12 protein-coding genes are annotated in these 17,972 nt (G+C 71.3%); 9 read left to right on the top strand and 3 right to left on the bottom strand.

Features of this window, described 5'->3' with window-relative positions; all coding sequences use genetic code 11:
• A partial coding sequence (locus tag ACFWGJ_RS11075; protein ID WP_387322595.1) for a gluconate:H+ symporter occupies window positions 1-1,392 on the bottom strand: 1,392 nt, incomplete at its 3' end.
• Between the two features lie 67 nt (window positions 1,393-1,459).
• Window positions 1,460-1,969, bottom strand: a complete 510-nt coding sequence (locus tag ACFWGJ_RS11080) for a gluconokinase (RefSeq protein WP_387322597.1) — start codon at window positions 1,967-1,969, stop codon at window positions 1,460-1,462.
• A 155-nt stretch (window positions 1,970-2,124) separates the two neighbouring features.
• On the opposite strand from ACFWGJ_RS11080, the gene ACFWGJ_RS11085 reads away from it, so the two are divergent.
• Window positions 2,125-2,832, top strand: coding sequence for a FadR/GntR family transcriptional regulator (locus ACFWGJ_RS11085; protein WP_387322599.1), 708 nt, complete (start codon window positions 2,125-2,127; stop codon window positions 2,830-2,832).
• Window positions 2,833-3,095: 263 nt separating this feature from the next.
• On the opposite strand, the gene ACFWGJ_RS11090 is transcribed toward ACFWGJ_RS11085, so the two are convergent.
• The gene (locus tag ACFWGJ_RS11090) at window positions 3,096-3,515 is read right to left on the bottom strand and encodes a YchJ family protein (protein WP_387322600.1); all 420 of its coding nucleotides are present in this window, start codon (window positions 3,513-3,515) and stop codon (window positions 3,096-3,098) included.
• A gap of 373 nt (window positions 3,516-3,888) precedes the next feature.
• Between ACFWGJ_RS11090 and ACFWGJ_RS11095 the strand changes: the two genes are divergently transcribed.
• From ACFWGJ_RS11095 to ACFWGJ_RS11130, 8 genes are all read left to right on the top strand, one after another.
• Window positions 3,889-5,754 carry a phage tail sheath family protein gene (locus ACFWGJ_RS11095; protein WP_387322601.1) on the top strand — a complete coding sequence of 622 codons (1,866 nt, stop codon included), beginning with the start codon at window positions 3,889-3,891 and terminating at the stop codon, window positions 5,752-5,754.
• A gap of 38 nt (window positions 5,755-5,792) precedes the next feature.
• On the top strand, window positions 5,793-6,317 hold the full coding sequence (locus ACFWGJ_RS11100) for a phage tail protein (protein ID WP_383949146.1): 525 nt from the start codon (window positions 5,793-5,795) through the stop codon (window positions 6,315-6,317).
• A gap of 115 nt (window positions 6,318-6,432) precedes the next feature.
• Window positions 6,433-7,161 carry a hypothetical protein gene (locus ACFWGJ_RS11105; protein ID WP_387322602.1) on the top strand — a complete coding sequence of 243 codons (729 nt, stop codon included), beginning with the start codon at window positions 6,433-6,435 and terminating at the stop codon, window positions 7,159-7,161.
• Complete coding sequence (locus ACFWGJ_RS11110) at window positions 7,154-7,921, top strand: hypothetical protein (RefSeq protein WP_387322604.1); 768 nt, start codon at window positions 7,154-7,156, stop codon at window positions 7,919-7,921. Before ACFWGJ_RS11105 ends, ACFWGJ_RS11110 begins: the two co-directional genes overlap by 8 nt.
• 58 nt (window positions 7,922-7,979) lie before the next feature.
• Window positions 7,980-8,903, top strand: coding sequence for a DUF4255 domain-containing protein (locus ACFWGJ_RS11115; protein ID WP_387322606.1), 924 nt, complete (start codon window positions 7,980-7,982; stop codon window positions 8,901-8,903).
• A gap of 33 nt (window positions 8,904-8,936) precedes the next feature.
• Window positions 8,937-10,961, top strand: coding sequence for an ATP-binding protein (locus ACFWGJ_RS11120; protein ID WP_387322608.1), 2,025 nt, complete (start codon window positions 8,937-8,939; stop codon window positions 10,959-10,961).
• On the top strand, window positions 10,952-11,263 hold the full coding sequence (locus ACFWGJ_RS11125; RefSeq protein WP_387322610.1) for a hypothetical protein: 312 nt from the start codon (window positions 10,952-10,954) through the stop codon (window positions 11,261-11,263). The genes ACFWGJ_RS11120 and ACFWGJ_RS11125 overlap by 10 nt, the downstream gene beginning before the upstream one ends.
• Window positions 11,260-17,964: a DUF4157 domain-containing protein gene (locus tag ACFWGJ_RS11130; protein ID WP_387322611.1), complete on the top strand. Its 6,705-nt coding sequence runs from the start codon at window positions 11,260-11,262 to the stop codon at window positions 17,962-17,964. Before ACFWGJ_RS11125 ends, ACFWGJ_RS11130 begins: the two co-directional genes overlap by 4 nt.
• Window positions 17,965-17,972 lie beyond the last annotated feature (8 nt).

Raw genomic sequence — 17,972 nt, forward strand, 5'->3', positions numbered from 1 at the left:
CGACGAGGCCCGCAGGGCTTCGCCCTCCTGTGGGGCCTCGTCGCGGGCTTCCTGGCGGGCCTGCTCGGTCTTGATCGTCTGGCCGACACTCAGCCCGAAGTACTCCTTGACCAGCCAGAACCCGGCGTCGTTCACATGGCTGAAGAACAGCGAACCGGCGCCGATCGCCAGCACGAGCAGCGCGGCGTGCGCGGTCGACATGTCGGCCGCCAGCGGGGCCACCAGACCGGCCGCCGAGATGGTGGCGACGGTCGCCGAACCGGTCGCGAGCCGGATCGCCACCGCGATCAGCCAGGCCAGCAGCAGCGCGGGGATCGACCAGTCCTTGGAGATGTCCAGGATCATCTGGCCCACCCCGCAGTCGATCAGCGTCTGCTTGAAGCCGCCGCCCGCGCCGACGATCAGCAGGATGCCCGCGATGGGCGCCAGCGACTTCTCGACGGTCGAGGACATCCGGCCCTTGGTGAACCCGGCCGCCCGGCCGAGCGTGAACATGGCGACGAGCACGGCCGCGAGCAGCGCGATCAGCGGGGAGCCGATCACGTCGAAGACGCGCTGCACCATGTGCGTCGGGTCGTCGACGACGATGTCCACCAGCGCCTTGGCCAGCATCAGCACGACCGGCAGCATGACGGTGGCGATCGTGGCACCGAAACCGGGGCGCTTCTCCAGGTCCTCGGAGGCACGCTGGGGAATCATCTTCTCCGGCGCCGGGACGTCCACCCAGCGGGCCGCGTACTTCGAGAACACCGGCCCCGCGATGATCACGGTCGGGATGGCGACGAGGATGCCGAGGGCGAGGGTGACACCGAGGTTCGCCCCGACCGCGTCGATCGCGACCAGCGGGCCGGGGTGCGGCGGGATCAGCCCGTGCATCACGGACAGGCCGGCGAGCGCCGGGATGCCGATGCGCATCAGCGAGTAGTTGCCGCGCTTGGCCACCATCAGGACGACCGGGATCAGCAGCACGATGCCGACCTCGAAGAAGAGCGGCAGCCCGATCACCGAGGCGATCAGCACCATCGCCCAGGGCATCGAACGGCCGCCCGCCTTGGCGAGGATCGTGTCGACGATCTGGTCGGCGCCGCCGGAGTCCGCGAGCAGCTTGCCGAGGATCGCGCCGAGCGCGATCAGCACGCCCACACCGGCGACGGTCGAGCCGAGACCGGCCGAGAAGCTGGTGATCGCCTTGTCGAGCGGTGCACCGGCGAAGGCGCCGAGCGCCAGCGACCCGATGGTCAGCGCCAGGAAGGCATGGAGCTTGAACTTGGTGATGAGCAGGACGATGACGGCGATGCCCGCCAGTACGGCGATACCCAGCTGAGCGTGGCCCGCCGAGGTGATCGGCTCGACGGGATCCGCTGCCAGCATCTCGACGCTGAGTCTGGTCACGGTGCGTTTCCTTGCATGGGAGGGGAGAGGGGAGGGGAGCCCCGCAGGGGGATTGGGGGGAGGGGGCTTAGCCGGCGAGGCCGTCCAGTGCCGTCACGGCCCGGTCGGTGATCTCGTCGGGGTTGCCGGTGACGTCCACCGCGACACCCGTCTCGTCCGCCTGGAGCGGCTGGAGCGTGGCGAACTGGGAGTCGAGGAGCGCCGTGGGCATGAAGTGGCCCTGGCGGTGCGCCATCCGGTCCTCGATGAGCTCGCGGTCACCCGTGAGATGGACGAAGACGACGTCGGGGGCGGCGGCCCTGAGCCGGTCCCGGTAGGCGCGCTTCAGCGCGGAGCAGCTGACCACGCCGCCGAGTCCGGCCCGCCCGTGGGCCCAGGCGCCGATGGCGTCCAGCCAGGGCCGGCGGTCCTCGTCGGTGAGCGGCGTACCGGCCGACATCTTGGCGATGTTGGCCTCGGGGTGGAAGTCGTCGGCCTCGGCGTAGGGAACGCCGAGCCGGTCCGCAAGCAGGGGCCCGATGGTGGTCTTGCCCGTGCCTGCCACGCCCATCACCACGACGACGTGGGGGGTAGTCATAGCTGCCTCGCTGTCTTCTTCGACATCGGATGTCGGATGAATGTCAGGTGCCGCATCCGTCACGACACTGAAACCCATTGGTCAGATGAATTCAAGAGTCTGTGACGTATAAGTCTGACTTTTTGTTCCGGCTCTGTCCCTCGTACCCTGAACCCATGAGCACACCGGGCCGGGGGCTGCACGGCCATGTACTGGAACGCCTCGGTCCTTCGATCACCGCGGGCGAGTACCCCCCGGGCAGCGTTCTGCGCACGGACGAGCTGGCGCAGCGTTTCGAGGTGTCACGCTCGGTGATGCGCGAAGCGGTCCGTGTCCTGGAGTCGATGCATCTCGTGGAGTCCCGCCGCCGCGTCGGTGTGACGGTCCGTCCCGCGCACGAGTGGAACGTCTACGACCCCCAGGTCATCCGGTGGCGGCTGGCGGGCGCCGACCGGCCGCGCCAGCTGCGCTCGCTGACCGTGCTGCGCTGTGCCGTGGAGCCCGTCGCGGCGGGTCTCGCCGCGAAGCACGCCACGGCCGAGCAGTGCGCCGAGCTGACCGAGTGCGCGCTCGGCATGGTGGCGCACTCCCGCGGCCACAAGCTGGAGGGGTACCTCGTCCACGACATCGCCTTCCACCGGATCGTGCTGAACGCCTCCGGTAACGAGATGTTCGCGCGGCTCGGGGACGTGGTGGCCGAGGTGCTGGCCGGGCGTACGCACCATCAGGTGATGTTCGAGGATCCCGATCCCGCGGCGGTGACGCTGCATGTGCAGGTCGCCGAGGCGGTGCGGGCGGGTGACGCGGTGCGGGCGGAGGCGTTGACCCGGGAGGTCGTGGTGGGGGCGCTTCAGGAGTTGGACATCCTCAGCCCTGAGGGGTGACAGGTCCCGATCTGCTGCCTGTTGTCGGCTGACGGCGCGTCGTGGCTGGTCGCGCAGTTCCCCGCGCCCCTTCGGGGGCTGCGCCCCCTCAAAAACAAAAGACTGCGCAGTTCCCCGCGCCCCTGGGTGGGTGGGGGTGCGCCTTCTGTGCGTCGGAAGGTCAAAGATTGCGCCGTTCCCCGCGCCCCTGGGTGGGTGGGGGTGCGCCTCCTGTGCGTCGGAAGGTCAAAGATTGCGCCGCCCCTGGGTGGGTGGGCGCGTGTCTACGACACGTCTCCGTCCACGTACACCCATGCGCCGTCCGCCCGCTCGAAGCGGCTTCGTTCGTGGAGTGAGCCGCCCGTGTAGGACGCGCGGAACGTCACCGTGCCCGTCGTGTGGAAGGGCGTGCCCTCCGTTGTGGCGAGGATCTCCAGGCCCGTCCAGCGTGTCGCCTGGTCCAGATCCAGCTGGGCCGGGCGGGTGCGCGGGTGCCAGGTGCGCAGCAGGTATGCCTCGTCGCGCTCGACGAACGCGCTGTAGCGCGAGCGCATCAGCGCCTCGGCGGTCGGTGCCGCGCCCTCACCCCGGTGAAACCGGCCACAGCAGGCCTCGTACGTCTCCGCAAGACCGCAAGGACATGGGGGGTTGTGCGCGGGAGCGGAACGGCGCTGGTTGCGGGATTGCGGGGTGCGTCGGGGCATGCGCTCCATTGTGCTGCACCACGGCCTGTGGCCGATCCGTGAATGTGGCGCCGCGACACGAGTACATCGTGTGCGAGCTGTGCGCAGTGACCTCCATCGAATCTCCTTCAGGGGTGGCGTGAACACGCCTTGCATACGCAACTCCCCAGCGAACAGGGTGGATTGAGCACTTGAGCATCAGGAGTCACAAGCGTGCTGCTTGACCCCGGACGGCCGTCCGGCCGGGGCACTGACGGGGGAAGCTGATGCGGTGTCGTGGACCGGCGTGCCTTCCGCACGTCCGGAGACCTCCGCGTGCGCCGGACGTGAACCACCCCCTCTGCCGCCTCTTGGTGCATGTCATCCGGTGCCCGAGATCTGATGAGGAGGGGGAATGCCGATGAACGCGGTGAACACTGCCAGGCCCACGTATCCCGGCGTCTACGTCGAAGAACTTCCCAGCAGCGCACGGACCGTCTCGACCGTCACCACTTCGGTGACCGCCTTCGTGGGGCACACCCGGCGCGGCCCGCTGAACGAGCCGGTGCGCGTCACGAGCTTCACCGAGTTCGAGCGCCGTTTCGGGGGCCTGAGCGCGCGCAGCGCCGTCGGCTACGCGGTGCACCAGTTCTTCGGCAACGGCGGCACGGTCGCCGTGATCGTCCGCGTCGCCAAAGCGAACAGCGGAAAGGCAGCCCGCGTCACCCTGGAGTCCACCGAGGGCCACAGCGGGAGCGCGGTCCTCGACGTGCACGCCAAGGAATTCGGCGTCTGGGGCAACGGCCTGCGCGTCGCCGTCGACCACGACACGCCCCGCCCCGACGAGACCTTCAACCTGCGGGTGTACGACGCCAGGGGCCGGGCCCGGGAGAGCTTCACCGGGCTGTCCATGGACACCTCGCACGGCCGGTACGCGCCGACCGTGATCAACGCCGGCTCGCGGCTCGTCCGCGTCGAGGCCGTGGGCGAGGGCAGGCCCGATCCGTCCGGCACCGTCTCCAAGCCGTTCGGGCACGAACTGCCGAACCTCGCCGTCGACCTGACCGTCAAGATCGGTGACGTCGAGCGCGAGTTCACACTGTACGACCCCGACTGCGACGGTGCGTCCCCGTCCGGTGTGGCCGAGCTGGCCCTGCTGCTCGAACGCAAGCTGCGGGCGCTGCCCGACGCGCCGGGGCGGCACGCCTTCGCGGGCGCCGAGGTCACCGCCTTCGGCCGCCGCCTCCAGGTCGTCGCGGGCTCCACCGACCCCGAGGACGTCATCCGCTTCGTCGGCGAATGCGCCAACGACCTGGGCCTTGAGGCCTCCGTCAACCCGCCCGTGTTCCCGCTGGAGGGCGGCGAGGACGGCGAGGCCCCCGGCCCGCGCGACCTCATCGGCAGCGAGGCGGGCAAGACCGGCCTCCAGGCGCTGCGCGGGGTCGCGGACGTCAACCTGCTCGTCCTGCCGGAACTCGCGGCGTACGAGTCGACCGACGACGCGCTCACGGTCATCTCCGCGGCCCAGCGGCTCTGCGAGGAGCGGCGGATCTTCCTGCTCGTCGACGCGCCCGGCACCTGGGGCAGCGTGGACACCGCCCGCGCCGGACTCGCCGCCTTCGACGCCGTCCGCGGCAACCACGCCGGCCTGTACTTCCCGCATCTGCAGCTCACCGACCCGCTCACCGGACGGCTGCGTTCCTTCCCGCCGTCGGGCGCGGTCGCGGGGGTCATCGCGCGCACCGACTCCGAGCGCGGGGTGTGGAAGGCGCCGGCCGGCACCGAGGCACGGCTCGCGGGAGTCCACTCGCTGACCGTCGACCTCACCGACCGTGAGAGCGGACTGCTCAACCCGCTGGGCGTCAACTGCCTGCGCACCCTGCCGCTGGTGGGCCCGCTCGTCTGGGGCGCGCGCACCCTGGAGGGCTCCGACGCGCTCGACAGCGAGTGGAAGTACGTGCCCGTGCGACGGCTCGCCCTGCATGTCGAGGAGAGCCTGCAACGCGGCCTGCAGTGGGTCGTGTTCGAGCCCAACGACGAGAACCTGTGGCAGCAGATCCGCCTCGCCGCCTCCTCGTACCTGCACACGCTGTTCCGCCAGGGCGCCTTCAAGGGCGGCACTCCGCGGGAGGCGTACTTCGTCAAGTGCGACCGCGACACGACGACGGACGAGGACATCGCGAACGGTGTCGTCAACGTCCTGGTCGGCATCGCACCGGTCAGGCCTGCCGAGTTCGTCGTGGTCAGGATCCAGCAGACGTCCGGGCAGTTCGAGCTCTAGAACCGACGTACCGGTGAGGGAGAACGTGAAGGAAAACGATGGCTGAGTTCACTGTCAACGCCCAGCGTTTCGACCCCTACAAGAACTTCAAGTTCCTTGTGCTGTGGGACGGTCGTACCGTCGCGGGCATCAGCAAGATCAGTCCGCTGAAGCGGACCACCGAGGTCGTCAAGCACCGGCACGGCGGCGACCCCAGCTCGCCGCGCAAGTCGCCCGGGCGCTCCGAGTTCGAGGGCATCACGCTGGAGCGCGGGGTCACCCACGATCCCGAGTTCGATCGCTGGGCCAACAAGGTCTGGCAGGTCGGCGCGGGCCTCGGCGCCGAGGTGTCCCTCGCGGACTTCCGCAAGGACATCGTGATCCAGGTCCTCAACGAGGCCGGGCAGGTGGCCGTCTCGCACAAGCTCTACCGGACCTGGCCGAGCGAGTACCAGGTGCTCGGCGAACTGGACGCCAACGCCAACGCGGTGGCCATCCAGTCGCTGAAGCTCGAATGCGAGGGCTGGGAGCGGGACTACGAGGTGCCCGAGCCGGAGGAGCCCTCGTTCCTGAACCCGGCCTGACCGGCGCGGGATCGCACCACGGCTGGGACAGCCGGAACAGCAAGGGCTGCGGGGGCAGCGGGGGCAGGTACGGCCGGCACGTCACGTACGGCCGGTACGGAACGGGGGGCGGGACATGACGATCACTCGGGCGGCCGAGCTGCTCACCACCTGGGAGACCGGGCTCGTCCAGGCCCCGTCCGCACGCGCCCTGCTGCTCCACCGCGCGGCCCGCCCGGACACCGGGACCGAGACCCTGTCCGCGCTGCCCCTGGGCGAGCGGGAGGCGGACCTCTTCGCACTGCGCCGGGCCCTGTTCGGCGAACGCATGCAGGTCCGCCTCGGCTGCTCCGCCTGCGGCGAGGACATGGAATTCGACCTCGACGCGGGGGAGCTGGCCCGGTCGGCCGGCGGTCCCGCCCCGTCCGCGGTGCGGATCGCCGAGGACGGCTGGGAGATAGAACTCCGGGTGCCGAGTGCCGCCGACCTGACGGCGGCGGCCCGGCACCCGGAACCCCGCCTGGCCCTGCTGCGGCGGTGCGTCGTCTCGGCCGTACGCGACGGAGCGGACGTCCCGGCGGACGCGCTGCCCGAGGCGGTGCGGCGCCGGCTCGCCGAGGCGGCACAGGAGGCCGACCCGGGCGCCGACCTCACGCTCAACGTCAACTGCCCCGAGTGCGGAGCGGCCACCCGCGCCGAACTCGACATCGCCTCCTACCTGTGGACCGAACTGGACGCCTGGGCGCGCGACGTGCTCCTCGACGTCCACCTGCTCGCCACCGCCTACGGCTGGAGCGAGCCGGAGATCCTGGCGCTGAGCCCGCTGCGGCGCCGCTACTACCTGGAGCTGTGTGCCGATGTCTGACCCCCTGGGCGGACGCCCCGAGCAGGAGCGGGCGTCACGGACGCCCGACTTCTTCGACCGGCTGCTCGCCCGGCACACCCCGGCCGCCGTACCGCCCGCGGACGTGGTGCGGCTGAGGCCGCGACTGGCCGGCCCCTTCGAGCGGGCCGAGGCGGTACGGGCCACCGCGCCCGAGCCGGACGCGACGGGCCCCCTGTGGCCGGCCGCGCCCCAACCAGGCCTGACTGCAACGGACTTGGCGGGCCCGACCGTGCGCGAGGTGCAGCTCCGTACCGAGCGCGAGCGGACCGTCGTACAGGCCGGGCGGCCGGTGTCCGAGGGGTCGGCCCCCCGCCCCCTGCCGCGGGAACTGCCCGAGGCGCCGTTGCTGCGGCCCGCCGCCGGGGCCGTACCGGCATCGCGGCCCGTGCCCGACTCCGTACGGCGTTCCGCCGGGCGCGCCGCGCCGGAGCGGGACTCCTCCCCGAGCGCGGTGCCCGCGCCCCTCCCCCCGGACGCGGGCGTCGCTTCCCCTGCCGCCGTGTCCGCCGCGCCGCGACCCGGTGCCGCGGATACGGCGGCGGCCCGCGAGGCCGTACGGCAGGCCACGGGCCGACGGTCCGGGCGTGGCCGCGAACAAGTGGTGCAGGTGCAGATCGGGCGCCTCGAAGTGACGGCGGCGGGCGCCACCCCGGCCGACGGCGGCCGTCGGCCCACCGCCCCCGGGCGGCCGGCGGCGACCGTGAGCCTGGCGGACTACCTGGCGAGGGGGCGCGAGTGAACCGCACGAAAGCCGGCTGCCGACCGATGAGCGCACGACCGACCGAGGAACCGACGTCATGAGCAACGCACTTGCCATCGCCCACGTCACCCAGGCCCTCGCCCTGCTGATCGAGGCCAACTTGCAGCCCGAGATCGACATGGCCGTCAAGGTCGAGCCGCGCAAACCGTCGGCCGACCCGCCCGCCGAGCCCACCATCACGGTCTTCCTCCACCAGGTCACGCCCAACACCTCGCAGCGCGGCAGCGACCTGCCCACCCGCGCCGCGGACGGGACGCTCCTGAAGCGCGCCGCCACGGCCCTGGACCTGCACTTCCTCATCAGCGCGTACGGCGACGAGACGGAACTGGTCGGCCAGCGGCTGATCGGCTCCGTCGTGCGCACGCTGCACGAGATCCCCGTCCTGCCGCTCGACATCATCGAACTGGCGGGGGAGAAGCCCTACTTGGCGGACAGCGACCTCGCCGAAGCGGCGCAGCGGGTGCGGTTCACGCCCACGGTGATGGACATCGACGAGACCTCGAAGCTCTGGGGCATGCTCCACCAGACCCCGTACACCCTCTCGGTGGTCTACCAGGCGGCCCTCGTCCTGATCGAGGGCCGCGAGAAGCCGGTGCCGGCCAGGCCGGTGGAGCGGTCGACGGTACGGGTGCTGCCGTTCGGGGCGCCGAACGGCAGCGCGCCCGCCACCCCCACCGCCGTGCAGGAACCCGCCGGGACAGCAGCCGAGACATCGACCGGCACATCAGGCGGGACAGCGACCTCGACGACCTCCGCGAAGGCGGTGAAGGCCCCTGCGAAGGCCCCGGTCAAGGCTGCGGCCAAGGCGCCGGCCCGCACCCGCAAGCCGGCGCAGCCCGGCAAGCCGGCCCAGCCGGGCAAGGCCCCGCGCGGCGCGGCCAAGGGCGCGGCGACCCCGAAGTCCGCGCCCCCGACGGACTCCACGACCGCCGACGGCGGTCCCGACCGCACGGAGCGGTGAGGCGGCATGCGGACGACGGGGGCAGGTGAGGGCATGGGCGGACACGAGCCGGGCGAGGAGAGCGCGGGCAGCGACGGCCGGACGCTGACCTCGGAGATCCGGCGCGTCCTCGCCCGCGTCGACGCGCACGCGTCCCGCGCGTCCCGGGAGTCCCGTGCGAGCGTGCCGGCCGCCACGGAGGCCGGTACGGACACCCGTGAGAGCGGCGCCGACGGTTCCGTACGGAGTCCGGCCGGTGCGGCGGGTCCGGGGACCGGCCCCCTCGACGCGCTGATGGGCTGCTTCGGGCTCACCCCGTTCGAGCGGGACCTCGTACTCCTCGCCGCCGCCTGCGAGCTGGACGCCACGACCGCCGCCCGCTGTGCCGCGGCGAGCGGGGACCCGGAGCGCGCGTACCCCACGTTCTCGCTCGCCCTGGCCGCGCTCGCCGAACCGCACTGGAGCGCGCTGACCCCGGTCGCGCCGCTGCGCCGCTGGCGGATCGTCGAGCCGGCCGACGCGTCACAACAGTCCCTGACCCTGTCCCGGCTGCGGCTCGACGAGCGCGTCCTGCACTTCCTCCTCGGCTCGCCCTACCTGGACGCCCGCCTGCACGGCCAGCTGCGCCGCGCACCGGTCCCCGAGGAACTGCCGCCGTCGTACGAGCTGGCCGCGAGCCGGGTCGCGGCGGGCTGGACGACGGGCGCCCGGCCCGACGCGCCGCTGCTCGTCGAGGTGGTCGGCGGCGACCTGCGCAGCCGGGCCGACATCGCCGCCGCCGCGGCAGCCCGCTCCGGGCTCGCCCTGTACGCGATGAACGCCGAGGACATCCCGACCGCCCCCGGCGACCGCGACCTGCTGGCCCGGCTGTGGCAGCGCGAGGCGATCCTGCTGCCCGCCGCCCTGCTCGTGGAGGCGGGCGAACTCGACCGCGACCAGCACGCGGCGACGGACGCGTTCCTCGCCGGGGCGGCCGTGCCCGTCGTCGTGTCGAGCCCCGACCCGCGCCGGTCCGACCGGGCGCACGGCGAACGGGTGACGGTGCCGCGTCTGGACGACGAGGAACAACTCGGCCTGTGGAGCGGCGCGTTCGAGGACGTCGCCGGCATCGGGGAGGGCGAACTGCGGTCGCTGGTGGCCCAGTTCCAGCTCCCGCCCCATGTCGTACGGTCCGCCGCGGACGCCGTACGCCGTGAACTGCCTGCCGAGGACGCGCCGGACCCCGCGCTGCTCGCCTGGCGGGCCGGGCTGAACGAGGCCCGGATCGGCATGGACGAACTGGGCCGCCGTATCGAGCCGGACGCGGGCTGGAACGACCTCGTGCTGCACGAGCGGCAGACGGGCGTGCTGCGGGAGATCGTCGCGCATGTGCGGCAGCGGGCGACGGTCCACCAGGAATGGGGCTTCGCCGCCACCCTGCGCCGGGGCCTCGGCGTCACCGCGCTCTTCGCGGGCGGCTCGGGCACCGGCAAGACCCTCGCGGCCGAGGTGATGGCCAGGGAACTGGGCCTGGACCTCTTCGTCATCGACCTGTCCCAGGTGGTCAGCAAGTACATCGGCGAGACCGAGAAGAACCTGCGCCGCGTCTTCGACGCCGCCGAACGCGGCGGCGCGCTCCTGCTGTTCGACGAGGCCGACGCCCTCTTCGGCAAGCGCAGCGAGGTCAAGGACAGCCACGACCGGTACGCCAACCTCGAAGTCAGCTACCTGCTCATGCGCATGGAGGCCTACCGCGGCCTCGCGATCCTCACCACCAACATGAAGAAGGCCCTCGACACGGCGTTCCTGCGGCGGATCCGGTTCGTCGTCGACTTCCCGTTCCCGGCCGAGCACGAGCGTGCCGAGATCTGGCGCCGGGTGCTGCCGCCGCAGACCCCGGTGAAAGGCATCGAACCGGAACTGCTGGCCCAGCTGACCGTCGCCGGCGGCTCGATCCGCAACATCGCCCTCTCCGGCGCCTTCCTCGCCGCCGAGGAGGGCGACCGCCTGCAGATGCGGCACATGCTCGCGGCGGCCCGCACCGAGTACCTCAAGCTGGAGCGTTCTCTCACACCGGGGGAGGTCCGCGGATGGGTCTGAACGACAGGAACGGGGGTGCGGGCAGGCGGCCGGACGCGATCCGGGTGGACGTCGGCGAACTCGTCCTCGACGGCTTCCGGGTGGACCCCGACCGGGTGTCCACCGCGTTCGCACACGAACTGACCCGGCTGGTACGGGAACACGGCGTGCCGCTGGCCGCCGGGCGGGGCCCGGTGACGCTGGACGCGCTGTCCGGACTGCCACCGCTGCCCGCCGGGCTGTCCGCGCGACGGCTCGGCCAGGAGCTGGCACGGGCCGTGCACGCGGGCCTCTCCGGCGAGGGGGAGGTGCAGGCCCCGTGAGCGGCAACTCCCCGACCCAGGAAGACCGTGCGGAGCAGGCCGCCGAACAGCGCCGCCGCAAGCGCAAGGAGCGCGCGGCCAAGGCCCGCGCACCCGAGCCGAAGGACATCGTCAGCGGCGCCGGGCAGCCGCTCGACGCCGGCGTACGCAGGGAGCTGGAGGAACAGCTCGGGCACGACCTCGGCCGCGTACGGCTGCACACCGGCCGGGACGCCGGACAGCTGACCGAACTGCTCGGCGCGGACGCCGTCGCCGTCGGCCAGGACATCTTCTTCCGCGAGGGCGCCTACCGCCCCGGCACGGCCGACGGCAGGCGCCTGCTCGCCCACGAGCTGTTGCACACCGTGCAGAACCCGGACGGCCTCGGCGCCCTGCGGGCCGGCCGCGACCTCGGCGCGGTCAGCCTCCCGTACCAGGCGATCGAGCGGGAGGCGGAATCGGCCGCCCAGAACCTCGTCCACCCGGCCGCCGCGCAGTCCGGGCAGTCCGGGCAGTCCGCGGAGGAGTCCGCCGCGGAGGTGGCACCGGGGCAGGCGACGCCGGGCTGGCTGCGGTACGCCACGGTGGACGCCGACCGCAACCGGCTGGAGCAGATCGACCCGGCGACCCTGGTGGACCGGCTGACGAACTCGGTCGTGCGTTCCCTGCGCGGCGACCCGGAGGACCGCTCCAAGCGCACGCGCCACCAACTCGCCCGGCTCCCCGAGGAGTTGCTGGACGGCGTCCTCGACCGGCTGGAGGACCGGCTGCTCGGCTCGGAGCACGACCGGGTGCTCGACCTGGTCGAGGAGATCGAGGCCGACGGAGACCTTCCGCAGGAGCCCGGCGCGTACGAGACCCCGGCGGTCGAGGCCGACGCGGCCGGGGAGCTGCGGCTGCGGCAGGAGAGCGAGCGGCGTTCGGCCGAGGAGGAGCAGGCCGAGGAGCAGAGGCCCGGTCAGGCGCCGGGACCGGAGAAGGAGCCGTCGGGCGCGGAGGGGGCGGCAGGCTCCACACCGGAGAACGGCAGTGCCCGGCCGGGTGGCGGCGGGCGGGACACGGGGCAGCAGCCCTCGTCCGGGACGGCACAGTCACCGGCCGCGCAGCAGCCCGGCGACAGGACGGCCGCGGGCTTTGACGGACAGGGCGGGGCGGAGAGGGGCGGACCCGGGCAGGGTGCGGCGGAGAAGAGGGAAGCGGCTGCCGACCAGGGCGGCACCAGCGGTGGGGCGCAGAAGGAGGGCGGGGAGGACAAGGGCGCCGCGCAGGAGCGGAGCGCGCCCGCGGCGAGCGAGGAGGAGTCCGCCGCCAAGAACCGCCCGGGCGCCGTCGACGCGCTCGTGGCCGGGCAGCACCCCAAACCGGCGGACAAGGCCGGGCAGCCGAAGCCGACGGGTTCGCCCACGGTGGCAGGCAAGGACACCCAGCTCCCCGTCCGGCTCAGCCGGCTCGACGGCGTACGCAACCAGGATCTCGAAGGCCCCGACAGCACGGCCGACGACGACCCCTTCGGCTCCGGCAGCCAGTCCGAGGTCGAGGTCGGCGGCGGGGAGAAGAGCGCCTGGGACACCAAGCTCAAGCCCGAGGACTTCATCCCGGAGCACGACCCCGAGGTGTCCGGCATCCCGACCGCGGACGCGTCCGACCCGGTCTCGGGCGCCGCCGCGGCCGTCCCGTCGTTCTCCGCGCCCCCGGTCACCAGGGCCGACAAGGTGCAGGCGGAACGGGACGCCGAGGACGCGCAGGACGCGGCGGCGGAGGCCGAGGCCGAGGCCGAGTCCGAGCCCGATTCCGAGGACCTCGCCGAGTCGGCCGACACGAACGCGGCGGAGGCGGAGGGCGGCTCGGAGCCCGGTTCCGGCGACAGCCGGTTCGGCGGTCTCGCGGTGGAGCAGGCCGCCGCGGCGCTGTCCGTGTCCGGTGTGCCGGCGAGGGACCCGAAGAGCGGCGCCGACCCCAAGGCCGGACCGGTGGCCGCGCAGACGGCGGTGCAGCAGGCGCCGGGCAGGTCCGAGGGCGGAGCCGAGAGCGGCGGAGAGGTACGGGAGACGGCCGCCAAGGAGGAGAAGGGCACTCCTGCCGGGGGCGAGAAGGCTGCTGGAGCGCAGGAGAAGGCCTCTCCGCAGGCGAGCCCGGCTTCGGGCGCGGGCGCGGGCTCCGGCTCGGCTGCGGTGACGGGTCCGCAGGCGGAGTCGGCTTCGGCGTCGGCGAGGTCTTCGGGGGCGTCGGGGACCTCGGGGGCGTCGGGGTCTTCGTCGGAGGCCGGCACGTCGGCGGCGGAGTCCGGGGCCGCGTCATCCGCACGGGACAGCCACGTCTCCGGCACCACGTCCGGGGCGGGGGAGGGTGCCGGGTCCGGGACGACGGACTCCCCGGTGGCGCCGGCCTCCGTGCCCGCCACCGCGGAACCCGCGAACGCCCGCACGGCCACCTCTCGGCCCGCGCCCGAATCCGCGCCCGAACCCGTCCAGACCGCCGCTCCCGCATCCCGGGCCACGGCGGGCAGGTCGGCACCGGCCGCGAAGGGATCGCGCGGAGGCGGCGGAGGCAGGAGCGGAGGCGGTGGCGGTGGCAGCGCCGCTGTGCCGGCCGCCCGGGGCAAGGGCGGCAAGAAGGACTCGGCCCCGGCCCCGAACCTCTCGCAGGTGTCCCCGGAAGCGGGCCTGTCCACGGCCTCGAACCTCAAGCCCCACAAGGCACTTGAGGCCATGGGCGGGGTGAGCGGCTCGGTCGACCGTACCGTCGGCGACGAGCACAAGGCGCTCGCCGCCGCCCCGCCCTCGATGCAGCGGCCCGCCGGCGCGCCCCAGACCCTTCAGGGCAAGCCGAAGGCCGACGCACCGGCCCAGTACTCCCAGGACCCGGCCCAGAAGTCCGAGGCGCCCGAGGAGAAGAAGGCCGAGGTCAAGGGCGCCAAGGAGCCCGAAGGCCAGATCGAGGCCGAGAAGGCGGAGGAGCCGGGCGGCTGGGACACATTCAAGATGGCCCTGGGTTTCGGGATCGGCTGGCTCGCGGACAAGCTCGGCTTCGAGGTGGACGCGCAGGAACTGGCCGCCAAGTTCGCCGGGCTGCCGACGAAGGACGAGGCCCTCAAACAGGCCCAGGCGGGCAACGCGCCCGGCGTGGAACTGCGGGGCGAGGCGGAGGGCGCGGCCGGCGAACAGGGCGCCGCGGTCGACACCAAGGGCCAGGAGACCGTCACGACGGGCCGCGACGACGCGGCCCGGCCGATGGGCGAGAACCAGGTCTACCCGGACGCACCCAAGGAGCAGCTGAAGGCGAAGGTGCCCGGCGCGGAGGGCGGCAGGGGCGGCGGGCCGGAGGGCGGCGCGTCCACCGGGGCCGTACCCCCGGAGGCGGCGTCCGAGGTGGCGGAGCACGACCGGGGACCGCAGTTCAGGGCGGCGTTCAGCGACGGCCAGAAAGGCATCTCCGAAGGACGGCAGACCAAGGACCGGGACTTCCGCGACTCGCAGGCGAAGCACAAGCAGAAGGTCGACGCCGAGATCGCGGCGAACACCGAGAGCCAGGCGGGTGAGCGCGAGAAGGCACTGGGGGACGTGACCGCTCAGCGTGCCGACTGGCGCAAGGAGCAGGACGAGGAACTCAAGAACCTCGGTACGAAGAAGTCCGAGCGGCACGACAAGGTCCGCAAGGACGTCCAGGACAAAGAGAAGAAGACAGACGACGACGTCGCCAAGGAGAAGACGGACGGCGACAAGAAGATCCAGGACGCGAACACCAAGGCGGAACAGGACGCCGAGAAGAAGCGCGACGACAGCGTCAACGAATCCGGGAACTGGATCAGCAAGGCCTTCGACTGGCTCAAAGAGAAGGTCATCGAGATCAAGAACGCGATCGTCCGCGTCATCAGGGCGGCACGCGACGCGGTCATCGGATTCATCAAGAACTTCAGGACCACGGTCGAACGCTGGATCAACGAGGCACGCAAGTTCATCGTCGACGCGATCAAGAACCTGATCGACGACCTGATCGAATTCGCGAAGGCCCTGGTCCGCGGAATCATCGAACTGGCCGCGCGGATACGGAAATTCATCAGCGATCTCATCTCGGCGGCGATCGCCCTGGTGAACCGGCTGGCGAAAATGCTGAAGCAGATCGTCACGGATCTGCTGAACGCCATCGGGAAACTGCTGGGCAGCATCCTGAGCATTCTGCGGAAGATGCTGCTCGATGTGGTCAAGGCCGTGGTCGCGGCGGTGAAGACGGTCCTGGACTACGCGTCGAAACTCCTGAGCGCGCTCGGTGAGTTCATGATGATCGCCGTCGACTTCCTGTCCGACCCGGGCGGCTGGCTGAGCGGGGCGAAGAACTCCGCCGTGGACGGGGCGAAGAACCACCTCTTCCGCGAGGTCCAGGCGGCGGTGAAGCAGTGGTTCCAGTCGAAGATCGAGGAGATCATCGGCATCCCGAAGGCGATCATCGACAAGCTCCTCAAGGGCGGCTTCACCCTGGAGCGGATCGTCAAGGAGACGTGGGACGCGATCGTCCCGCAACTGCCCTTCATCATCGGCGAGATCGTCATCACGAAGGTCATCGCCAAACTCATCCCCGGGGCGGGCTGGGCGATGGCGGTCATCGACGCCATCCGCACGGCGATCGGCGCCCTCAGCGAGATCCTGCGCGCCATCGGCGCGGTCATCACCTGGCTCCGCGCGGTCCGCCAGGGCGGCGCGGGCATCCTCTTCGCGAAGGCGGTGGCGGCGGGCATCGTCGCACTCCTGGAACTCGCGTACGAGGCCCTGCTCAGCGGCATCGGCAAGTACGTGGCGAAGGTGGGCCGGCGCCTGAAGGGGGTGGCGGCGAAGCTGGGCAAGGAGAAGCCGGGCGGGGGCGACGGGAAGGCCCCGGCGGGCGGGGGCGCGGACGACCGGGGCGACACGGCAAGGCCGCGCCCGGCGGCGGCACCCGCGCCGAGCCGGAGCCCCGGCACGACACCCACCCCGAGAAAGCCACCGGCCTCCACCCCGAGGCCCACGGCTCCGACGAAACCGACGACCACGGGTCCGACAAGGCCGAAGACGCAGACTCCGGCCAAGGACCCGTCCAAGCCCGCGACCACCGCCCCGGCCAAGCCCACGACCGCGGGCCCGACGAAGCCCACGACCGCCGGCCCGATGAAGCCCACGTCACAGGCCCCGGCCAAGGACACGTCCAGGCCCGGCCCCGCGGCCCCGGCGAAGCCGACGGTCGACACCAGGAAGCCCACGACCAACGACAGGAACGGCCGCCCGAAGACGAAGGAGGACGAGAAGCCGGACACCCGCCCGACCCCGTCCCCCTCCCCGAAGGCCAAACCGACTCCCCCGCCGAAGCCGAAGACGGAAGCATCACCGGATACAAAGCCGAAGAACGACAAGAAAAACGACAAAGACGGCGAGGGAAAGCCGAAGGACGAAAAGGACGGCTCAGGAAAGCCGAAGGATGACCTGCCCGACAAGCCGAAGAACCAGGATTCTTCCGGCGGGCCGAAGGGCAAGGCTAACTCTCCCAGGCCCAGACGCGAACAGACCGGTCCGGGGAGGCCCAAGTCCAAGGAGGAAAAGCAGAAGCGGAAGGAGCAGGAGAACTCCCAGGACGACTTGGGCAAGAGGCTCGCGATGATCATCGCGCGCATACGAGCCAGAATGCTTCCGCAACTGGACCAGGACGGGATGTGGGAGAAACGCTTCGACCCACAACTCGTCGTCATGAAGGATTGGTACCGACTCAACAGCCTGCGGTCCGTCGGCGACCCGGACGTTAACGTCGTGGCCAGACTCAACCCGACCGGCGTGGCCTTGAGAGCCAAGCGCTGGCGTGATCCCCAGCTACGGCAACCGAAGATCGCGCTGAAGCAACTCCGCGAGGACGGACTGCCCAAACCGGATCTGCCGAACTTCAACGGAAACCAAGCGAGTTCCATCGAGGCACGGTTCCTCAGCCGTTCGGTTCGAAACTCCGGTGAGACACCCGGTTCGCACAGCAATCCGCCTGGTTGGGATTACGTGACATCGAACGGGCTGTCAGCGGATTCTGCGTGGGTGCGCATGCACCTTCTCCCGGAAAAAATCGGGGGCATGGCATCCAACAACAATTTGGTGCCGGCGCCTGGATACTCCGTGAACACGCCGATGAACAGTCAGCTGGAAAATTTTGCCTACGCCGACATTGCCGGTGAGAGGCAAATGATCTGGTACAAGTCCGTTGTCGATTTTCACCCTCTTCAGAAAGATGCTGCGGGAACGCTCCTCAAGGGGTTCCCGCAGCGGATCACATCCAGCTATGGGGAATATGATCACATAAAGGGGACGGGGAAGTACCGGGGTGATTGGAAGCCGCGTACCACGGCCAAGCGGACGACGAGCATCGGGAATATACGGGTTCCGTCGCCGGATGAACGCAAGCAACTCTTCATCAACTCGGCGGGGGCCAAGGCCATCTTCAATCACCTCGGCGGAAACGCGGACATGACCCGTCCCTGGGGGCAGGTTGCCCGATACATCGCCGGACTGAGTACGAGCGGTGAGAAGAGAACCGCCAGCAAGTACAACCGCGAAGTGCCGGACGGTCATCCTCGCTACTACTCGGTTTCCGATGTGCAGCGATACCTGAACACAAGGAAGTCAGGCATGTCGGTCGAGGTGCGACGCCTGGTCAATCCAGCTATCGCGAAACTGAAGCAGCTCGCCAGAGCTGGTTCCATTGACTGGAAGAATTAGTCAGGGAG

Origin of the sequence: Streptomyces sp. NPDC060205 (assembly GCF_042728395.1) — a bacterium.
In the GTDB taxonomy this organism is placed as follows: Bacteria; Actinomycetota; Actinomycetes; order Streptomycetales; family Streptomycetaceae; genus Streptomyces.

Bases quoted from the DNA above. Each gene is read 5' to 3' on its own strand.
- ACFWGJ_RS11125 (WP_387322610.1), top strand. From the start codon at position 10,952: ATGGGTCTGAACGACAGGAACGGGGGTGCGGGCAGGCGGCCGGACGCG.
- ACFWGJ_RS11115 (WP_387322606.1), top strand. From the start codon at position 7,980: ATGAGCAACGCACTTGCCATCGCCCACGTCACCCAGGCCCTCGCCCTG.
- ACFWGJ_RS11105 (WP_387322602.1), top strand. From the start codon at position 6,433: ATGACGATCACTCGGGCGGCCGAGCTGCTCACCACCTGGGAGACCGGG.
- ACFWGJ_RS11090 (WP_387322600.1), bottom strand. From the start codon at position 3,515: ATGCCCCGACGCACCCCGCAATCCCGCAACCAGCGCCGTTCCGCTCCC.
- ACFWGJ_RS11080 (WP_387322597.1), bottom strand. From the start codon at position 1,969: ATGACTACCCCCCACGTCGTCGTGGTGATGGGCGTGGCAGGCACGGGC.
- ACFWGJ_RS11120 (WP_387322608.1), top strand. From the start codon at position 8,937: ATGGGCGGACACGAGCCGGGCGAGGAGAGCGCGGGCAGCGACGGCCGG.
- ACFWGJ_RS11100 (WP_383949146.1), top strand. From the start codon at position 5,793: ATGGCTGAGTTCACTGTCAACGCCCAGCGTTTCGACCCCTACAAGAAC.
- ACFWGJ_RS11085 (WP_387322599.1), top strand. From the start codon at position 2,125: ATGAGCACACCGGGCCGGGGGCTGCACGGCCATGTACTGGAACGCCTC.
- ACFWGJ_RS11095 (WP_387322601.1), top strand. From the start codon at position 3,889: ATGCCGATGAACGCGGTGAACACTGCCAGGCCCACGTATCCCGGCGTC.
- ACFWGJ_RS11110 (WP_387322604.1), top strand. From the start codon at position 7,154: ATGTCTGACCCCCTGGGCGGACGCCCCGAGCAGGAGCGGGCGTCACGG.